Source organism: Marinobacter nauticus ATCC 49840, from assembly GCF_000284615.1.
Taxonomy (GTDB): domain Bacteria; phylum Pseudomonadota; class Gammaproteobacteria; order Pseudomonadales; family Oleiphilaceae; genus Marinobacter; species Marinobacter nauticus.
The window spans coordinates 1016795-1032293 of the sequence record NC_017067.1 but is presented as its reverse complement, the minus strand read 5'-3'; the positions used below and the strand labels follow the sequence as shown (position 1 = coordinate 1032293).

Genomic DNA, 15499 nt, shown 5'->3' with positions numbered 1-15499 from the left:
CCCCGAAACCCGGTCAGTCTGCGCTACGCTCAAACAACGCAATGGACTCAACGTGGGTGGTATGGGGAAACATATCCATCACACCGGCCTGTACCAGCCGATAACCGTTGCGCACCATCACCCCGGCATCCCGCGCCAGGGTAGCGGGGTTGCAGGACACGTAAACAATGCGGTTGGCACCGAAAGCGGTCAGATACTTACAGATCTCCTCCGCGCCTGAACGTGGCGGATCGATCAGAATCTTGTCAAACCCCTCTTTTGCCCAGGATTGCCCGGTGAAATCCCCGTGCAGATCGGCACCATGGAATTCCACATTGGAGAGATCGTTCAAGCGGGCATTTTCACGGCCACGAACCACCATGGCATCGTCACCTTCCACACCCACAACCTGACCGCCCTTGCGGGCCAGTGGCAGCGTAAAATTGCCCAGACCACAGAACAGATCCAGCACCCGCTCACCCGGCTGGACGTCCAGCCACTCGACCGCACGGTGCACCATATTGCGGTTGATTCCGGCGTTCACCTGGGTGAAGTCCATAGGATGAAAGGCCATGGTGAGGTCAAACTCATCCATACGATAGGTCAGACGCTCATCGTCCCGCCCGCCGGATTCCGGCCAGATCCGGTGCACGGTGTCCGGGCCCTTGGGCTGCAGATAGATATGCAAGTCATGGGCCTGACCAAAGGCGATCAGCTTTTCCCGGTCGTCCGGCACCAAGTCATCCATGTTACGGAACACCATGGCAGCCGTATCATCGCCACAGGCCACTTCTACCTGGGCAATCCGGTCAAATGCCGCCATGCCATGCAGCAACTCCCGAAGGGGCTCGATTCGCTCACCGATCCGGGGATCCAGTACCACGCAGCGGTCAATATCGGTCAGAAAGCTGTTGCGTTTCTCCCGGAAACCAACCAGCACCGACTCCCGGGCCTTCACATAACGTACGCCCAGCCGCGCCTTGCGACGATAGCCGAGGCTATCCGGAGAACGCATCGGAGCCACCCACTGCTCCGGTTCAATGCCCCCAAAGTGGGCAAAATGCTCGCGCAGGGTATTTTCCTTGAACCGGATCTGGGCATCGGCGCTCATGTGCTGAAGACTGCAACCACCGCAAAGATCGGCAAACTCACAGGGCGGCTGCTGGCGGTCAGGCGCTGCTTCCAGCACTTCGGTTGTACGCAGTTCATCAAACCGGCTGCGGGTGCTGACCATTTTGGCCATCACGGTTTCGCCCGGCAGGGCTCCGTCAACAAACTGGGTTTTGCCATCAGCGCGGGCAATGCCCCGGCCATCGTGGCTCAGGGTCTCGATTTCACAACGCACAGGCTCCTTGGGCAGAACCTTGCGGCGACGCTTACTCATATAGAATTCTCTTGATTAGGGGCCACTCAGGCGCCGGGAAACACACCGGTGGAGAGGTAACGGTCTCCGCGGTCACAGATAATGGCCACGATCACGGCGTTTTCAACCTCACGGGACAATTTCAGGGCCGCTGCAATGGCTCCGCCGGAGGACACACCACAGAAAATGCCCTCTCGCTCGGCCAGTGCCCGCATGGTGTCCTCGGCTTCCTGCTGGCCAATATCCAGAACCTGGTCGACCCGGCTGGCATCGTAGATTTTCGGCAGGTAAGCCTCCGGCCAGCGGCGAATACCCGGAATTGACGCCCCATCCTCTGGCTGCAGGCCGATAATACGGATATCGGGATTGCGCTCTTTCAGGTAACGGGACACGCCCATGATGGTGCCGGTGGTGCCCATGGAGCTGACAAAGTGCGTAACCCGCCCGGCGGTCTGCTCCCAGATTTCCGGGCCCGTGGTGTGATAGTGGGCCGAAGGGTTATCGGCATTGCTGAACTGGTCCAGAACCTTGCCCTTGCCCTCGGCCTCCATTCGAATGGCCAGATCCCGGGCGCCTTCCATGCCCTGCGCACGGGAAACGTTCACCACCTGTGCGCCGTATGCACGCATGGAGGCCCGTCGCTCCTCACTCAGGTTATCAGGCATGATCAGCACCATTCGGTAGCCCTTGATGGCCGCGGCCATGGCCAGCGCGATACCGGTATTGCCGGAGGTGGCTTCAATCAGGGTGTCCCCGGGCTTGATCTCTCCCCGGCGTTCAGCCTCCTGGATCATGCTCAAAGCCGGCCGGTCTTTCACCGAACCTGCCGGGTTGTTCCCCTCCAGTTTTGCCAGGATGACGTTACTGGTGTCTCCCGGCAGACGCTGCAGACGCACCAGGGGTGTATGGCCGACATAATCTTCAATGGTGGGGAAAATCATATTGATACCCTGTGATACACTTTCGGATTCGAATCATACGCGTTATGGCCGCCTTGTCCCAATACAGCTTGTCGCTATATCCATGACCTGCGGCTATAACTGTCTGTTTCCGGGATAACGGCCACGGTTATATCATTGCCGTTCAGCTATGCTGACATGGAAGTATCCACCAGCAGGCGTGTCCTGCCGGCGGACAAGGTAATTTTACAGGAACACGGTATGCGACGTTGGGGCATTCGCAAGAAAGTACTGGTGGTAACTCTGGTTCCCACCCTGCTCACCACGCTGTTGTTAGGACTATTCTTTACCTACAGCTGGGTGAACAACATTGAGAACCTGCTGAAGGATCGCGGAGAGTCCCTGTCCCGACAGCTTGCCGCAGGCTCTGAATACGGCCTGTTCACGGCCAATCGCAGCCTGCTGAGCAGCCTCTCCAACGCCCTTCTTGAAGAACAGGATGTTCGCTCCATCACCTTCTATGGCAGCGATGGCCAGCGCATGCTTCATACCGGCCCGGGCAGCGCTGAAACCGTGGCGATGGCTCCGCTGGAACCCAACCAGCCGGTCCGGGTGACCCACGACAGCAGCACTCGTTTTGTCACGCCGGTTCACCTTCAGGATCTGATGATCGAGACCATGCTGGACCCGGACGCCCGCCAGTCTGCGGCGAAGCGCCAGGCCCCGCTGGGCTGGGTTGCCGTAGAGATGTCCCACGTCCGCACGGAAAAGGAAACCTACAAGGCGCTACTGATCTCGCTGCTGCTGGTGATCGGTGGTGTCCTGCTCAGTCTTGCCATCGCGCTGCGGCTGAGCCGTGCCTTTACCGATCCGGTGTTCCAGCTCAACGAAGCCGTAGCCAAACTCAAGGAAGGCAAGCTCGACACCCGGGTTTACACCAGTGCCGGCCCGGAGTTCGAACAGCTGGAATCGGGGCTCAACGATATGGCCTCGGAATTGAGCAAGGCCCAGGCCGAAATGCAACAGAACATTGACCAGGCCACCGAAGACCTGCGGGAGACCCTGGAGACCATTGAAATCCAGAATATCGAACTGGACTTTGCCCGCAAGGAAGCACTGGAAGCGAGCCGGATCAAATCCGAGTTCCTGGCCAACATGTCACATGAAATCCGGACGCCGCTGAACGGCATCATCGGCTTCACCGAACTGTTGCTGAAAAGCCCACTGCCCCGCCAGCAGCGCGACCACCTGAACACCATCCGCAAATCCTCGGAAATCCTGCTGACCATCATTAACGACATTCTGGATTTCTCCAAGATCGAAGCCGGCAAACTGATCCTGGACCGCGTGCCGTTCCAGCTCCGGGATATCGTTGAGGAAGTGATGGTCATGCTGGCACCGGCGGCCCACGCTAAAAACCTGGACCTGGTGCCACTGGTCTACAACGATGTACCGGACAACATCATGGGGGATCCGCTGCGGGTCAAGCAGGTGATCACGAACCTGGTGAACAATGCCATCAAGTTCACCCAGACCGGCGAAGTGGTATTACGGGCGAGTCTGGAAGACGAAGATACCGAGCATAACCGGGTCACACTACGCCTGAGCATAACCGATTCCGGCGTTGGTCTGTCACGTGCCCAGCAGCAGTCACTGTTTAACGCCTTCAGCCAGGCCGATGCCTCCACTGCCCGGCAGTATGGCGGTACCGGTCTGGGACTGGCCATCTCCAAACGACTGGTGGAAGAAATGGGCGGCAAGATCGGCCTGGAAAGTGAGCTGGGCAAAGGTTCCACGTTCTGGTTTACCCTGACGCCGGAACTGTCCTCAACCGGCGACAGCTCCAGCCCCAAAGAGGCGCTCCGGGGCGAGAAGATCATCTATCTCGAACACCAGAAGACCACCGGGCTGGCGGTGGAACACCTGTTAAGGGACTGGGGCGTGGCCGTTGAACGGGTTGCCTCACCCGGGGCGCTGCAGGAACAGATAGAAGAGGCGCAACGGCGGCAGGAAGGCTACGCCGGCGCCATCATCGGCATTACCCGCCACCTGCTCAACTCCAGCCAGTACTGCAACCTGGTGCGTTCCCTGGAAGTGGAACGCGACTGCCGCACCCTGTTGCTGACGCCCACTCTGGAAACCCATGACACGCCGCTGTCGGGCCTGGCCAGCGGCCACCTGACCAAACCGGTCTGCCGGGACGCCCTCTACGACGAACTGCTGTTGCTGATCCATGGCATTCAGTCGGGCAACCGAAGCGCGCCGGAAGCCGCGCTACCATTAAGGCAGAACAGCGGCTCAGGCACGCCCCGCATTCTGGCGGTGGACGATAACGAAGCCAACCTGAAACTGGTGATGACCTTGCTCAATGACTGCCGACTGGAAGCCGAAGGCGCCTCCAGCGGATTCGAGGCATTGACCAAGGTGCGCCAGAAGGCGTTTGACCTGGTGTTCATGGACCTGCAGATGCCCGGGATGGACGGCGTGGAAACCACGGCCCGCATCCGTGATCTGGACAGCGGTTCACACCACACCCCCATTATTGCCCTGACCGCCCACGCTCTGGCGGACGAACAGGAACGGCTGGCGCAACAAGGCTTCGACGGCTATATGCCCAAGCCGATCAGCAGCAGCCAACTGGTAGAACTGATTCGCGAATACACCGGCTACGACTGCACCAATAGCGCCGACCGCTTCCGGATCTCCGAAGTACGGGATACCCGCCGGACACTGCGGCCTTCAAACCGCAGGATGCAGCAGGACTGCGTCAGTGTAGAGGAGAGCATTCAACTGGCGGCGGGCAAGGCCGATCTGGCGGAGGAGCTGTTCAGCATGCTGCTGGAGCAGTTACACACCGATATCGACCGGATTCAGGCGCTCTGGCAGACCGGCGACAACGAGCCCCTGCTTGAGTGCGTGCATAAGCTTCACGGGGCCACCCGGTACTGCGGCGTTCCCGAGCTGCGCACAGCCGCCAACCGGTTCGAGACCGCCCTGAAGTGCGAGGCTCCGGATCGTGAGCTGTTAAAAGATCAACTGATTGCGGCCATGGAGCGGCTGCAGATCTGGAGTGAGCAGACCGACTGGCAGCAACTGTTCCGGGAACAGCAGCGCCAGCCGGAAACCACCTGATTGTTGATCAGGCTCTGGCCCGGTCAAGAATCGCCTTCATGTCCCGGACCGCATCTTTCAGGCCGGTAAAGACGGCACGGGCGATGATCGCATGGCCGATGTTCAGTTCATTGATACCCGGAATAGCGGCCACCCGCTCTGTGTTGTGGTAGTGCAGACCATGGCCGGCATTCACAATCAGCCCCTTCTTGCGGGCATAGGCCACGGCATCTGCAAGCACTTTGAATGAGGCTTCCACCGCTTCGGGTTCCCCGGCCTCGGCGTATTCACCGGTATGCAACTCCACCACCGGCGCTCCGCAGCGCACCGCCGCGTCGATCTGTACTGGGTCCGGATCGATAAACAACGAAACCTCGGCGCCGATTTTTGCCAGACGATCACAGGCCTTGGCCACCCGCTCTTCCTGGCCATCCACATCCAGTCCACCTTCGGTGGTGAGTTCCTCGCGTTTCTCCGGCACCAGGCAAACACATTCCGGGCGCACCTGCTCGGCGAACGCCAGCATGGCGTCGGTCACCGCCATTTCCAGATTCATTTTGGTCTGCAGTACTTCCCGCAACAGCAGCACATCCCGGTCCTGGATATGCCGGCGATCCTCACGGGGGTGAATGGTGATGCCATCGGCACCGGCTTCTTCCGCCACCAACGCCGCCTGCACAGGGTCCGGGTAACGGGTACCGCGGGCCTGACGCAAGGTGGCCACATGATCAATATTCACTCCTAGCAGGACTCGGGTATTCATGATTCTCTCCCAGATGACGGATTCGAATGACTGAACAGGGAACGGCTGTGCAGCGGCCTGCCCTGCAAAAGGTAATCCACCAGCACCCGCATGACGCGCTTGGCGGTTTTACGGGGCGCTTCACTTATGAAATCGCCGGCCGCCAGTGCCAGCAATGCCTCACCCGGCAATTGGCGCAATGGCAGCTCGGGCGCGAGATTGGAAACGATCCCCTGGCCCGGGTCGTAGCCATAGAGCTCCCCCGCCTGTACAGACATACCGGTATCCGTGGTTTCGTCCCAGGCAAAATCGTAGCCCAGCGAGGCGGCGAACGCCCGCTCAAAACGCCTCAGTAAAGGCTCGACATCGTCCTGTGAAGACAGATCCGCCAGGGCCTGCAGGGTTTCAATATAGCTGGCAAACAACGCGGGGGAGGGATCGGCCACCGGTAACACCCGCTGAACCAGTTCATTAATGTAGAAACCACTGTACAGTGCACGGGGTTGGCTGACCGCTGGCGCGCTGCGAACTTCCAGCTGCACCAGGGTTTTCAGCTCGCTCTTGCCGGTCCAGTCCACTAATAACGGCTGGAACGGCTGCAATTGGGCCTTGAGCGGGCTTCTGGTGCTGTTGGCGCCGCGGGCAACCACACTCATGCGGCCGTGATTCAGAGTAAACAGATCCACCAGCAAGGCGGTTTCGCGCCAGGGTCGCCGATGGACCACATAAGCGGGCTCTTGCTGCACCGCGCCCTTCATGGCGGCCTCAGAAATCGCTCATGCCCAGGCTTTTCAGAGCCCTGTCGCTGTCAGCCCAGCCTCGCTTGACCTTGACCCAGAGCCGGAGCATCACCTTGGACCCGAACATCCGCTCCATATCAACCCGGGCTTCCTGACCGATACTGCGCAGGCGCTCACCCTTATCGCCAATGATGATTTTCTTCTGGCCTTCCCGTTCGACCAGAATCAGTGCCGAAACATGCAGGGTATTGCCCTGGTGCTTGAACTCTTCAATCTCCACTGCCACGGAATACGGCAGTTCAGCGCCAAGTTGGCGAGTGATTTTCTCCCGGACCATTTCGGCTGCCATAAAGCGTTCACTGCGGTCTGTGATCTGATCATCGGGGTAGAAGTGGACACTTTCGGGCAGGAAACGGCCAACAGCCGATTCCAGCGGCTCCAGATTGGTCTCTTTCAGTGCCGAAAGAGGAATGATCTCGGCAAAGTCCCGCTTTTTAGACAGAGCCTCCAGATGGGGCAACAACAGCTCCCGCTTCTCCAGCTTGTCGACTTTGTTGACCGCCAGGATAACCGGGCACTTCACCCGCTTGAGCTTCTCCAGCACCATCTCATCGGCGCTGGTCCACGCCAGCTGATCCACAACGAAGACCACCACATCCACGTCGATAAGGGCGGACGCCGCCGCCTTGTTCATATAGCGGTTCAGGGCCCTGGGCTCATCCTCATGCATGCCCGGTGTGTCGACATAAATGGCCTGTACGGGGCCTTCGGTCTTGATACCGAGCACCTGATGCCTGGTGGTTTGTGGCTTCCGTGAAGTGATGCTCAGCTTCTGGCCAAGGATGTGATTGAGCAGTGTGGACTTGCCCACATTCGGCCGGCCGACAATGGCGACGAAACCACAGCGGCTTTCCGGGTTTTCCGGGCGGGTAATATCAGTCATCAGGAATTCTCCACACCCAGTTGCTTGAGTGCATTTCGGGCGGCCTGCTGTTCAGCAACACGTCGACTACTGCCAGTGCCGGTGGTTTTACGGTCCAGCGAGGGCAAGGCGCAGGAGACATGGAAAGTCTGGTTGTGGGCCTCGCCGTCAACGGAAATCACTTCATAGCGCGGCAACGGAAATTGCCTAGACTGCAGGTACTCCTGCAACCGGGTTTTCGGATCTTTCTGGGTGTCCTGAATATCCAGGTTTGCCAAGCGCTGTTCAAACCAGCGTAACACCTGAGCCCGACAGGTATGAAAGTCGCTGTCCAGATAAATGGCCCCGATAATGGATTCCACGGCATCGGCGAGTATGGACTCACGGCGGAAGCCACCACTTTTCAGCTCTCCCGAACCGAGCCTCAGATACTGGCCCAACTGAAATTCACGACCGATCTCGGCGAGGGTAACCCCCTTGACCATACGGGCCCGAAGCCGGCTCAACTGCCCTTCCCGGGCCTTCTCGAAATGAAGATACAGATATTCGGCGATCACCATGTTCACGATAGAATCGCCCAGAAACTCAAGACGTTCGTTATTCTGGTTGCCAAAACTGCGATGGGTCAGCGCCAGCAGAAGCCGCTCCGGTTCCTTGAACTGGTAGCCAATGCGGCGCTGAAGTTGGTCTAGGTCTGGTTGTGAACTCACTGGCCCTGAAACTCATACTCGTGCTGGAAGTGCACAACGGTGTCCACATTCCGGAAGATGTTATTGCGAACCTCGTAATCCACCTTGATCACGACCAGTTCGCCGTTTTTTTCGACGGTAATGCTTTTGGGATCAAAACCGTCGACACTATTTACGCTCAGGCGCCTGTCAATCAGGTTGCGCACCTGCGCCGGCCCCATCTGCGACAGACCCTCGGTGCCATCCAGGCCTTCGAGCGCTTCCTGAATGGTGAAGTCATCCAGGTAGGCCGGCCCGATCTTGATCGCCAGAGTCAGCAGGCCACCAAAGAACAGAGCCATGATCATCATCGTCAAAGCGCCGCCCTGCTGCGTGTTCAGGCCTGCGGGATAGTGTCTTCTCATCGTCTTATACTCCGGAACCATCAGAATTATTGGATGCCACCCACCCGATCAAAAGATGGCAGACTTGTCAGTGATTTCCAGTGCATCCAGATGGCAAAGGCCTTGCCCACCACCATCTCATCCGGCACCGTGCCCCAGAAACGGCTGTCGTTACTGTTGTCGCGGTTATCGCCCATGACAAAGTAATGGCCTTCAGGAACAACCCATTCTCCCTCACCGGAACCGCTCACCCGCCCCATGGTCAGGTACAGATCATGTTCAACCTCACCCAACTGTTCCCGCCAGCGTTCCATGGGGGGCAAGCGCGCAACGAAATCCCGGGGAACCGGCTCATCATTGATGAACAGTTGCTTGTTGCGGTAACGAATATGATCGCCCGGCAGGCCGACAACCCGCTTGATGTAATTGGTGGTGCCATCCTCAGGATAGCGGAACACCATGACATCACCCCGCTCCGGATCGGCGATCTCAACAATCTTGGTACCGGCCACCGGCAGGCGCAGGCCATAGGCGTACTTGTTGACCAGAATAAAATCCCCCACTTCGAGGGTCGGCAACATGGAGCCTGAGGGGATCTGGAACGGCTCGATCAGGAACGACCGAAGCACCAGGACTACCGCCAGCACGGGGAAAAATGAGCGGCTGATATCCACCAGCCAGGGTTCCCGGTCCTCGAACTCATCGGCTGATTCGTCTACCTGGCCACCCTGCTCTGCGCCGGCAAGCCGACGCTTTCTCAGGAACGCGATGTCCGCCAGCCAGACCGCTCCGGTCACGAAAGTCAGAACCACCAGTACCAGTGGAAAATCAATGTCCATCCAGGTGCCTTTTTAGTTATCCACTTTCAATACAGCAAGAAACGCTTCCTGAGGCACCTCGACATTACCCAGCTGCTTCATGCGTTTTTTACCTTCCTTCTGCTTCTGAAGCAGTTTCTTTTTACGGCTGACGTCGCCACCGTAACACTTCGCCGTTACGTTCTTGCGCAGGGCCTTGACCGTTACCCGGGAGACCACCTGGGTACCAATGGCAGCCTGAATGGCAATATCAAACATCTGACGCGGGATCAGCTCTTTCATCTTCTCAATCAACTGGCGCCCTTTGCGGTGTGACAGATCCCGGTGCACAATCAGCGCCAGGGCGTCGACACGATCCCCGTTGATCAGTACATCCAGGCGAACCAGGTTGGCACTCTGGAAACGGACAAAGTGGTAATCCAGTGATGCAAAGCCTCGGCTGGCCGATTTGATCCGGTCGAAGAAATCCATCACCACTTCCGCCATCGGCAACTCGTAGGTGAGCTGTACCTGTGTGGACATGAAGTGCATGTTCTTCTGCACACCGCGCTTTTCTTCACACAGGGCAATGACATTACCGAGGTGCTCCTGGGGTACCAGGATGTTGGCCTCGACAATGGGCTCACGCATTTCTTCGATGGAACCAATATCTGGAAGCCGTGATGGGTTGTCCACCGACAGAGTCTCACCCTGCTTGGTGACCACTTCATAGATTACCGTCGGCGCCGTGGTAATCAGATCCAGATCGTACTCTCGCTCCAGCCGCTCCTGGATGATTTCCATGTGCAGCATGCCCAGGAAACCACAGCGGAAGCCAAAGCCCAGGGCGTCAGAGTTCTCAGGCTCAAAGAACAGCGAGGCGTCGTTGAGGGTAAGCTTTTCCAGGGCATCCCGGAAATCGTCATAATCATCGGCGCTGACCGGGAACAGACCAGCGTAAACCTGGGGTTTCACTTTCTTGAACCCCGGCAGCATCGGGGTTTCTTCCGCAAACTTCTGGTGCACGATGGTGTCACCCACCGGCGCACCGTGGATGTCTTTGATCCCCGCAACAACAAAACCGACGTCACCGGCTTCAAGCACATCGGTGTCGGTCGGCTTGGGATTGAAGACACCAACCTTGTCGGCGTTCCAGGCTTTCTTGGTGGACTTGATAACGATCTTGTCGCCTTTACGCAGTACACCTTCGGTCACCCGAACCAGTGACACCACGCCCAGGTAGTTATCAAACCAGGAATCAATAATCAGTGCCTGCAACGGCGCGCTGCGATCACCCTTGGGGGGCGGAATCTTTTTGATCAGATCCTCGAGGACATCCTCAACACCCAGTCCGCTTTTGGCACTGCAGCGCACGGCATCGGAAGCGTCAATGCCGATAATGTCTTCAATTTCCGCCGCAACCCGCTCGGGCTCGGCCTGGGGCAGATCCATCTTATTCAGGACCGGCACCACTTCAAGGCCTTGTTCGATAGCGGTGTAGCAGTTGGCCACCGACTGGGCTTCCACACCCTGGCCGGCATCCACTACCAGCAGCGCCCCTTCACAGGCGTACAGTGAGCGGGACACCTCGTAGGAGAAATCCACGTGGCCCGGGGTATCGATGAAATTCAGTTTGTAGGTTTCCCCATCCTTTGCCTTGTAGTTGAGCGTGACGCTCTGGGCCTTGATGGTGATCCCGCGTTCCCGCTCCAGATCCATGGAGTCCAGGACCTGTTCGGCCATTTCACGGTCTGTCAGGCCACCGCAGATCTGGATAAAACGATCCGCCAGCGTGGATTTACCGTGGTCGATGTGGGCAATAATGGAAAAGTTACGGATTCGGCTCAGTTCAGTCACAGACAATGATTACTCATATAAGACGTAGGATTGAGCCCGGAGGGGCCGCTACCGGGATCCGGGAACGGCGTGATTTTACCGGTTACAGGCCGCCATTGCCATGATCAGGAAATAAGCGGCTTCTCGTACTGCCGGATCAGGAATCCGATCAGGGCATCTTCGTCCAGCGGATAGCTGAACAGATTGCCCTGGCACTGGGCGCAACCGGCGGATTTCAGGAACGTCAGCTGCTGCAGCGTTTCCACCCCTTCCGCCACCACCGTCAGGTGCAGCTTGTGAGCCAGGGCAATCACCGCCGACGCCACATCGGTGGCACTGACGTTGTAGGGAATGTCGCGAATGAAGCGATGATCAATCTTGATCACATCCAGCGGCAACTGCTGCAGCGCCACCAGTGAGCAGGATCCGGTACCGAAATCATCCAGAATCAGGCACACGCCCAGATCGTTCAGGGACACCAGCAATTCCCGCAGCATCCTCGGGTCTTCATTGAGCAACTCCGCCGGCATTTCCAGCTCCAGCCGCTCGGGAGAAACGCCCGTCTCGGTAATCACCCGCCGGATCATGTCCAGGAAGCCGGAGTCCGTCAGCTGCCGCACCGAGAAGTTCACCGCCATCTTCAGCGACTCGAACCCGGCCCGTTCAAGTGCCTGGACCTGGATACAGGCTTGCCGCAGCGCCAGCTCGCCCAGGCGGATAATCAACCCGGTTTCTTCTGCCAGGGTGATGAACTGCTGGGCCGAGACCAGACCTTTTTCCGGATGATGCCAGCGCAGGAAAGCCTCAACACCGATCACCCGCTGAGTAGCCAGATCCACTTTTGGCTGGTAGTGCAGGACAAACCGGTCGCCATCGAGTGCCGTGGCCAGTTCTTCCTGCTGCAGCAAGCGACGGGCGGCCTGAATGTTCATGGCCGGCGTGAAGAACTGATAGGTATTGCGCCCCAATTCCTTGGCGCGATACATAGCCAAATCGGCATATTTCATCAGCGCGCCTGCATCCTCACTGTCGTGAGGGATCATGGTGATCCCGATGCTGACGGTCACACCTACCTCATGGTCGTTCAGTCGAATACGCTGGCACAGGCGCCGCAAAATGTTTTCCGCCACTTTGCCGGCGGCTTCGGAGCCACTGATCCGGGACAACAACACCACAAATTCGTCGCCACCGAGCCGGGCCACGGAATCTTCCTCACGGACACAGCCTTCCAGCCATTGTGCGACCTGACGCAGGAGTTCGTCACCGGCATCGTGCCCCAGGGTATCGTTGATTCGCTTGAAACCGTCCAGATCAAGGAACATCAGGGCTGCCGCCTCGCCACTTCGGCGACTGCGACGAACCACGTGATTCAACCGATCCCGGAACAGCTGCCGGTTGGCGAGCCCAGTCAGCGGATCGTAGAACGCCAGCCGGTGCAGTTCGGACTGAGCTGCCTTGAGCTGGGTAAGATCGCGAAGGCTCAGAACCACACCGTTGACGCCAGGCACCGAGAGCATCGCGGTGAAGGTGCCCTCCATATCACGCCACTGGCCATCGGCATCGCGCACCCGGGCACGCACCACCGGCATCTGTTTGCCCGGTGAGGCCATGGACTCCTCAAACCCTCTTTGCAGGTGCGACCAGTCATCCATGTGCACCAGCTTCTCGAATTCCAGGGCTTCCACCTTGTCCGGATCGAATCCCAGGATGTCACGACTGGACGGGCTGGCATAAAGCGGGCGCCCACGACGATCCATGACCAGGGTGACGTTGGCTGCGCCCTCAGTGATGGCGCGATAACGGCCGGCGCTGACCTGGGCAATCAGCCGGGAGCGAATCAGGGCCAGCACGAACAGCCAGAGCAGCAAACTGATGGCCAGGCCAGAGCCGAGAACAATCGGGGGACGTGGGTCGGCGGCTAGATAATCAAAGGCTGGCGTGGAACGGGTCTGCAGCAGCCACTCCCGGCCACCGTGTCTGATGGTCTGGCTCATTTCAAAGCTGAATTCGTTGTCCAGCGAACCGAGATTGGAGCCATACATCAGGGTATCTCGTGCCACCACCCCGCTGTCGTAGATGCGCACATCCAGAAATGGCGATATCAGGCCAACAATACCGTCGATCAGGTTGTTCATCCGGAAGGCACTGAACACGTACCCGGCCAGCATCATGCGGCGCTCGGCCCGGATCTCCGGAATCTCGCCGCCCTGGAACACCGGGTAGTACATCAGAAAACCAGCCTGATCCTCGGCCACAGACTCCTGCACCAGCACAACCTTGCCGGTAACCGTCGGGATAGCGTCATCCCGGGCCTGCTCCATGGCGGTACGGTGGATAGGGTCACTGAAAGCGTCATAACCCAGCGCCTTGCGATTACGCTCGGTGCCCGGCTCCAGATAAACCATGGGATAGTAGTAGGGCCCGGTACCCAGCGGTTTGACCAGATAATTGTAAAGCCCCTCCGCCCGAACCGAGGCAATGTGATCGGCCATTTCGCGGACACCAATACGCTCAACGTAGCCGATACCCTCAATGCCGGGGTAATAACGATTGATATCGACGTTGTCGACGTACTCTTTCCACTGATCGCGTGTGACTTTACCGGTGACAGCAAACAGACCGGCACTGCCGGCAAGAACCTGTTCGTAATTGAGCAAGCGTTCTTCAATCGCGGTTTTAAGCTGCAGGGACTGAGTGCGGAATCGGGCCTCGGTGCGATCTTCAACCAGCCGGATGGAGACCTGCCAAAGCAATACCGTCGCAACCACAGACACCAGGAATACCACCCAGGCTATCCAGGAATTGCGCAGCTTCAGCAACTGACGGAGGGGAAGATCCTTTTTGGTCATCATCGTGTTCGGCCCATTCCATGACCCGGTTTATTGTCGAATCCGGCGAGTATAACAAAAGTGTTCTTGAACCCACAGTTTGGCCGGCCGTTGGCGCTGAGGTGTGGCCGACAGCTTGGTCGGTGCTCCTGACACTCTTTGGAATTCAGGCTGGCTTGAGGAGGTACAGACGGGAGCTACGGTCGCAAAGCGCCGTTCTTTGAATACACAATCCCATCGGTTCATTGCTTAATAATCCGCGTTTGCTGCGTCCGGCGGAGAACCGCCAGGTTTCAGGGATTCCGAAAGAAAATCCAGCAGCAGCCTTATCTTCGGCGACAGATGACGGTTATGGGGATACACCGCCCAGATACCGTCATCGTCTTCCTGATAACGGGTCAGCACCGGAATCAACAGCCTGGAATCCAGTGCGCGCTGAACGTAGTAATCCGGAAGCTGAACAATGCCAATCCCCTTGAGGGCGGCATCAAGCAGGGCCCTGCCACTGTCGCAGCGGATGTTCCCCGTTACCCGCACGTTGCGCGGCTGGCCCAATTCCTGGAAGCGCCAGTAATCCAGGTTTCCCAGCAGGCAGTTGTGGTTCGCCAGTTCGGACAACGAGTGAGGCGTGCCGTGCGTGGCGAGATAATCGGGCGAGGCACACACGTATAGGGTTCGGGATGCGAGACGCCGGGCCATCAAGGTCGAATCCTGCAGCTTTCCCATGCGCACGGCAAGATCGTACCCCTCAGCGACCAGATCCAGTGTCTGGTTGGTAAGCTTCATGTCCACGTCGAGTTCGGGGTATCGCAAAACGAAGTCATTGACCAGCGGCGCAATGGATTTCTCTCCATAGGTCACCGGCGCAGTCAGCCTCAGCCTGCCTCGCGGGACCAGCTGCATGTTGGTAATAGAGCGCTCGGCCTGCTCCAGGGCGTCGAGTACCTGCCGGCAGTGCTGGTAAAAGATCTGTCCGGCCTCGGTTACCGACACCCGGCGTGTGGTGCGGTAGAACAACCGGGTCGATAGGCGGGCCTCCAGGGCACTGACCTGGCGGCTGACCTGTGCCGTCGACACATCCAGTCGCTTCGCGGCACGCGTGAAACTCTCGGTTTCGGCAACCGCCACAAACTCGTTTATCCCTTCCCAGCGATACATGGTTTTCCCCGTTTGCTTTGCACCACCCGATTATTGCACACACGTAAAGGTG

12 protein-coding genes are annotated in these 15499 nt (G+C 58.3%); 1 reads left to right on the top strand and 11 read right to left on the bottom strand.

The annotated features are described in order from the left end of the window. Positions 1-13: 13 nt before the first annotated feature. Both rlmD and cysM read right to left on the bottom strand, forming a co-directional pair. Positions 14-1363 carry a 23S rRNA (uracil(1939)-C(5))-methyltransferase RlmD gene (rlmD, locus tag MARHY_RS04730; protein ID WP_014420778.1) on the bottom strand — a complete coding sequence of 450 codons (1350 nt, stop codon included), beginning with the start codon at positions 1361-1363 and terminating at the stop codon, positions 14-16. Positions 1364-1389: 26 nt separating this feature from the next. Continuing rightward, on the bottom strand, positions 1390-2283 hold the full coding sequence (cysM, locus tag MARHY_RS04725; protein WP_014420777.1) for a cysteine synthase CysM: 894 nt from the start codon (positions 2281-2283) through the stop codon (positions 1390-1392). A 219-nt stretch (positions 2284-2502) separates the two neighbouring features. Between cysM and MARHY_RS04720 the strand changes: the two genes are divergently transcribed. Further along, the gene (locus tag MARHY_RS04720; RefSeq protein ID WP_041655427.1) at positions 2503-5373 is read left to right on the top strand and encodes an ATP-binding protein; all 2871 of its coding nucleotides are present in this window, start codon (positions 2503-2505) and stop codon (positions 5371-5373) included. A 7-nt stretch (positions 5374-5380) separates the two neighbouring features. Here the strand turns inward: MARHY_RS04720 and pdxJ are convergent, their stop codons facing one another. The 9 genes from pdxJ to MARHY_RS04675 form a co-directional block, all read right to left on the bottom strand. Continuing rightward, positions 5381-6115 carry a pyridoxine 5'-phosphate synthase gene (gene pdxJ, locus MARHY_RS04715; RefSeq protein ID WP_014420775.1) on the bottom strand — a complete coding sequence of 245 codons (735 nt, stop codon included), beginning with the start codon at positions 6113-6115 and terminating at the stop codon, positions 5381-5383. Further along, complete coding sequence (gene recO, locus MARHY_RS04710; protein ID WP_014420774.1) at positions 6112-6852, bottom strand: DNA repair protein RecO; 741 nt, start codon at positions 6850-6852, stop codon at positions 6112-6114. The genes pdxJ and recO overlap by 4 nt, the downstream gene beginning before the upstream one ends. A 7-nt stretch (positions 6853-6859) precedes the next feature. After that, a complete protein-coding gene (gene era / locus MARHY_RS04705) occupies positions 6860-7777 on the bottom strand; it encodes a GTPase Era (protein WP_011785711.1) in 918 nt (305 codons plus the stop codon). Further along, entirely contained in the window at positions 7777-8466 is a 690-nt protein-coding gene (gene rnc, locus MARHY_RS04700; RefSeq protein ID WP_011785712.1) for a ribonuclease III, read from the bottom strand. Before rnc ends, era begins: the two co-directional genes overlap by 1 nt. After that, complete coding sequence (locus tag MARHY_RS04695; RefSeq protein ID WP_014420773.1) at positions 8463-8849, bottom strand: DUF4845 domain-containing protein; 387 nt, start codon at positions 8847-8849, stop codon at positions 8463-8465. The genes rnc and MARHY_RS04695 overlap by 4 nt, the downstream gene beginning before the upstream one ends. Before the next feature lie 26 nt (positions 8850-8875). Continuing rightward, positions 8876-9667 carry a signal peptidase I gene (gene lepB / locus MARHY_RS04690; RefSeq protein WP_014420772.1) on the bottom strand — a complete coding sequence of 264 codons (792 nt, stop codon included), beginning with the start codon at positions 9665-9667 and terminating at the stop codon, positions 8876-8878. Positions 9668-9679: 12 nt separating this feature from the next. Continuing rightward, positions 9680-11482 (bottom strand): translation elongation factor 4, encoded by a 1803-nt coding sequence (lepA, locus tag MARHY_RS04685; RefSeq protein ID WP_011785715.1) that lies wholly within the window; start codon positions 11480-11482, stop codon positions 9680-9682. Between the two features lie 104 nt (positions 11483-11586). Continuing rightward, positions 11587-14313, bottom strand: coding sequence for a bifunctional diguanylate cyclase/phosphodiesterase (locus MARHY_RS04680; RefSeq protein WP_011785716.1), 2727 nt, complete (start codon positions 14311-14313; stop codon positions 11587-11589). Between the two features lie 225 nt (positions 14314-14538). Beyond that, entirely contained in the window at positions 14539-15447 is a 909-nt protein-coding gene (locus MARHY_RS04675; RefSeq protein ID WP_014420769.1) for a LysR substrate-binding domain-containing protein, read from the bottom strand. Positions 15448-15499: the final 52 nt, after the last annotated feature.

Coding starts and splice junctions, on each gene's coding strand:
- rlmD (WP_014420778.1), bottom strand. CDS start 1,363: ATGAGTAAGCGTCGCCGCAAGGTTCTGCCCAAGGAGCCTGTGCGTTGT.
- cysM (WP_014420777.1), bottom strand. CDS start 2,283: ATGATTTTCCCCACCATTGAAGATTATGTCGGCCATACACCCCTGGTG.
- MARHY_RS04720 (WP_041655427.1), top strand. CDS start 2,503: ATGCGACGTTGGGGCATTCGCAAGAAAGTACTGGTGGTAACTCTGGTT.
- pdxJ (WP_014420775.1), bottom strand. CDS start 6,115: ATGAATACCCGAGTCCTGCTAGGAGTGAATATTGATCATGTGGCCACC.
- recO (WP_014420774.1), bottom strand. CDS start 6,852: ATGAAGGGCGCGGTGCAGCAAGAGCCCGCTTATGTGGTCCATCGGCGA.
- era (WP_011785711.1), bottom strand. CDS start 7,777: ATGACTGATATTACCCGCCCGGAAAACCCGGAAAGCCGCTGTGGTTTC.
- MARHY_RS04695 (WP_014420773.1), bottom strand. CDS start 8,849: ATGAGAAGACACTATCCCGCAGGCCTGAACACGCAGCAGGGCGGCGCT.
- lepB (WP_014420772.1), bottom strand. CDS start 9,667: ATGGACATTGATTTTCCACTGGTACTGGTGGTTCTGACTTTCGTGACC.
- MARHY_RS04680 (WP_011785716.1), bottom strand. CDS start 14,313: ATGATGACCAAAAAGGATCTTCCCCTCCGTCAGTTGCTGAAGCTGCGC.
- MARHY_RS04675 (WP_014420769.1), bottom strand. CDS start 15,447: ATGTATCGCTGGGAAGGGATAAACGAGTTTGTGGCGGTTGCCGAAACC.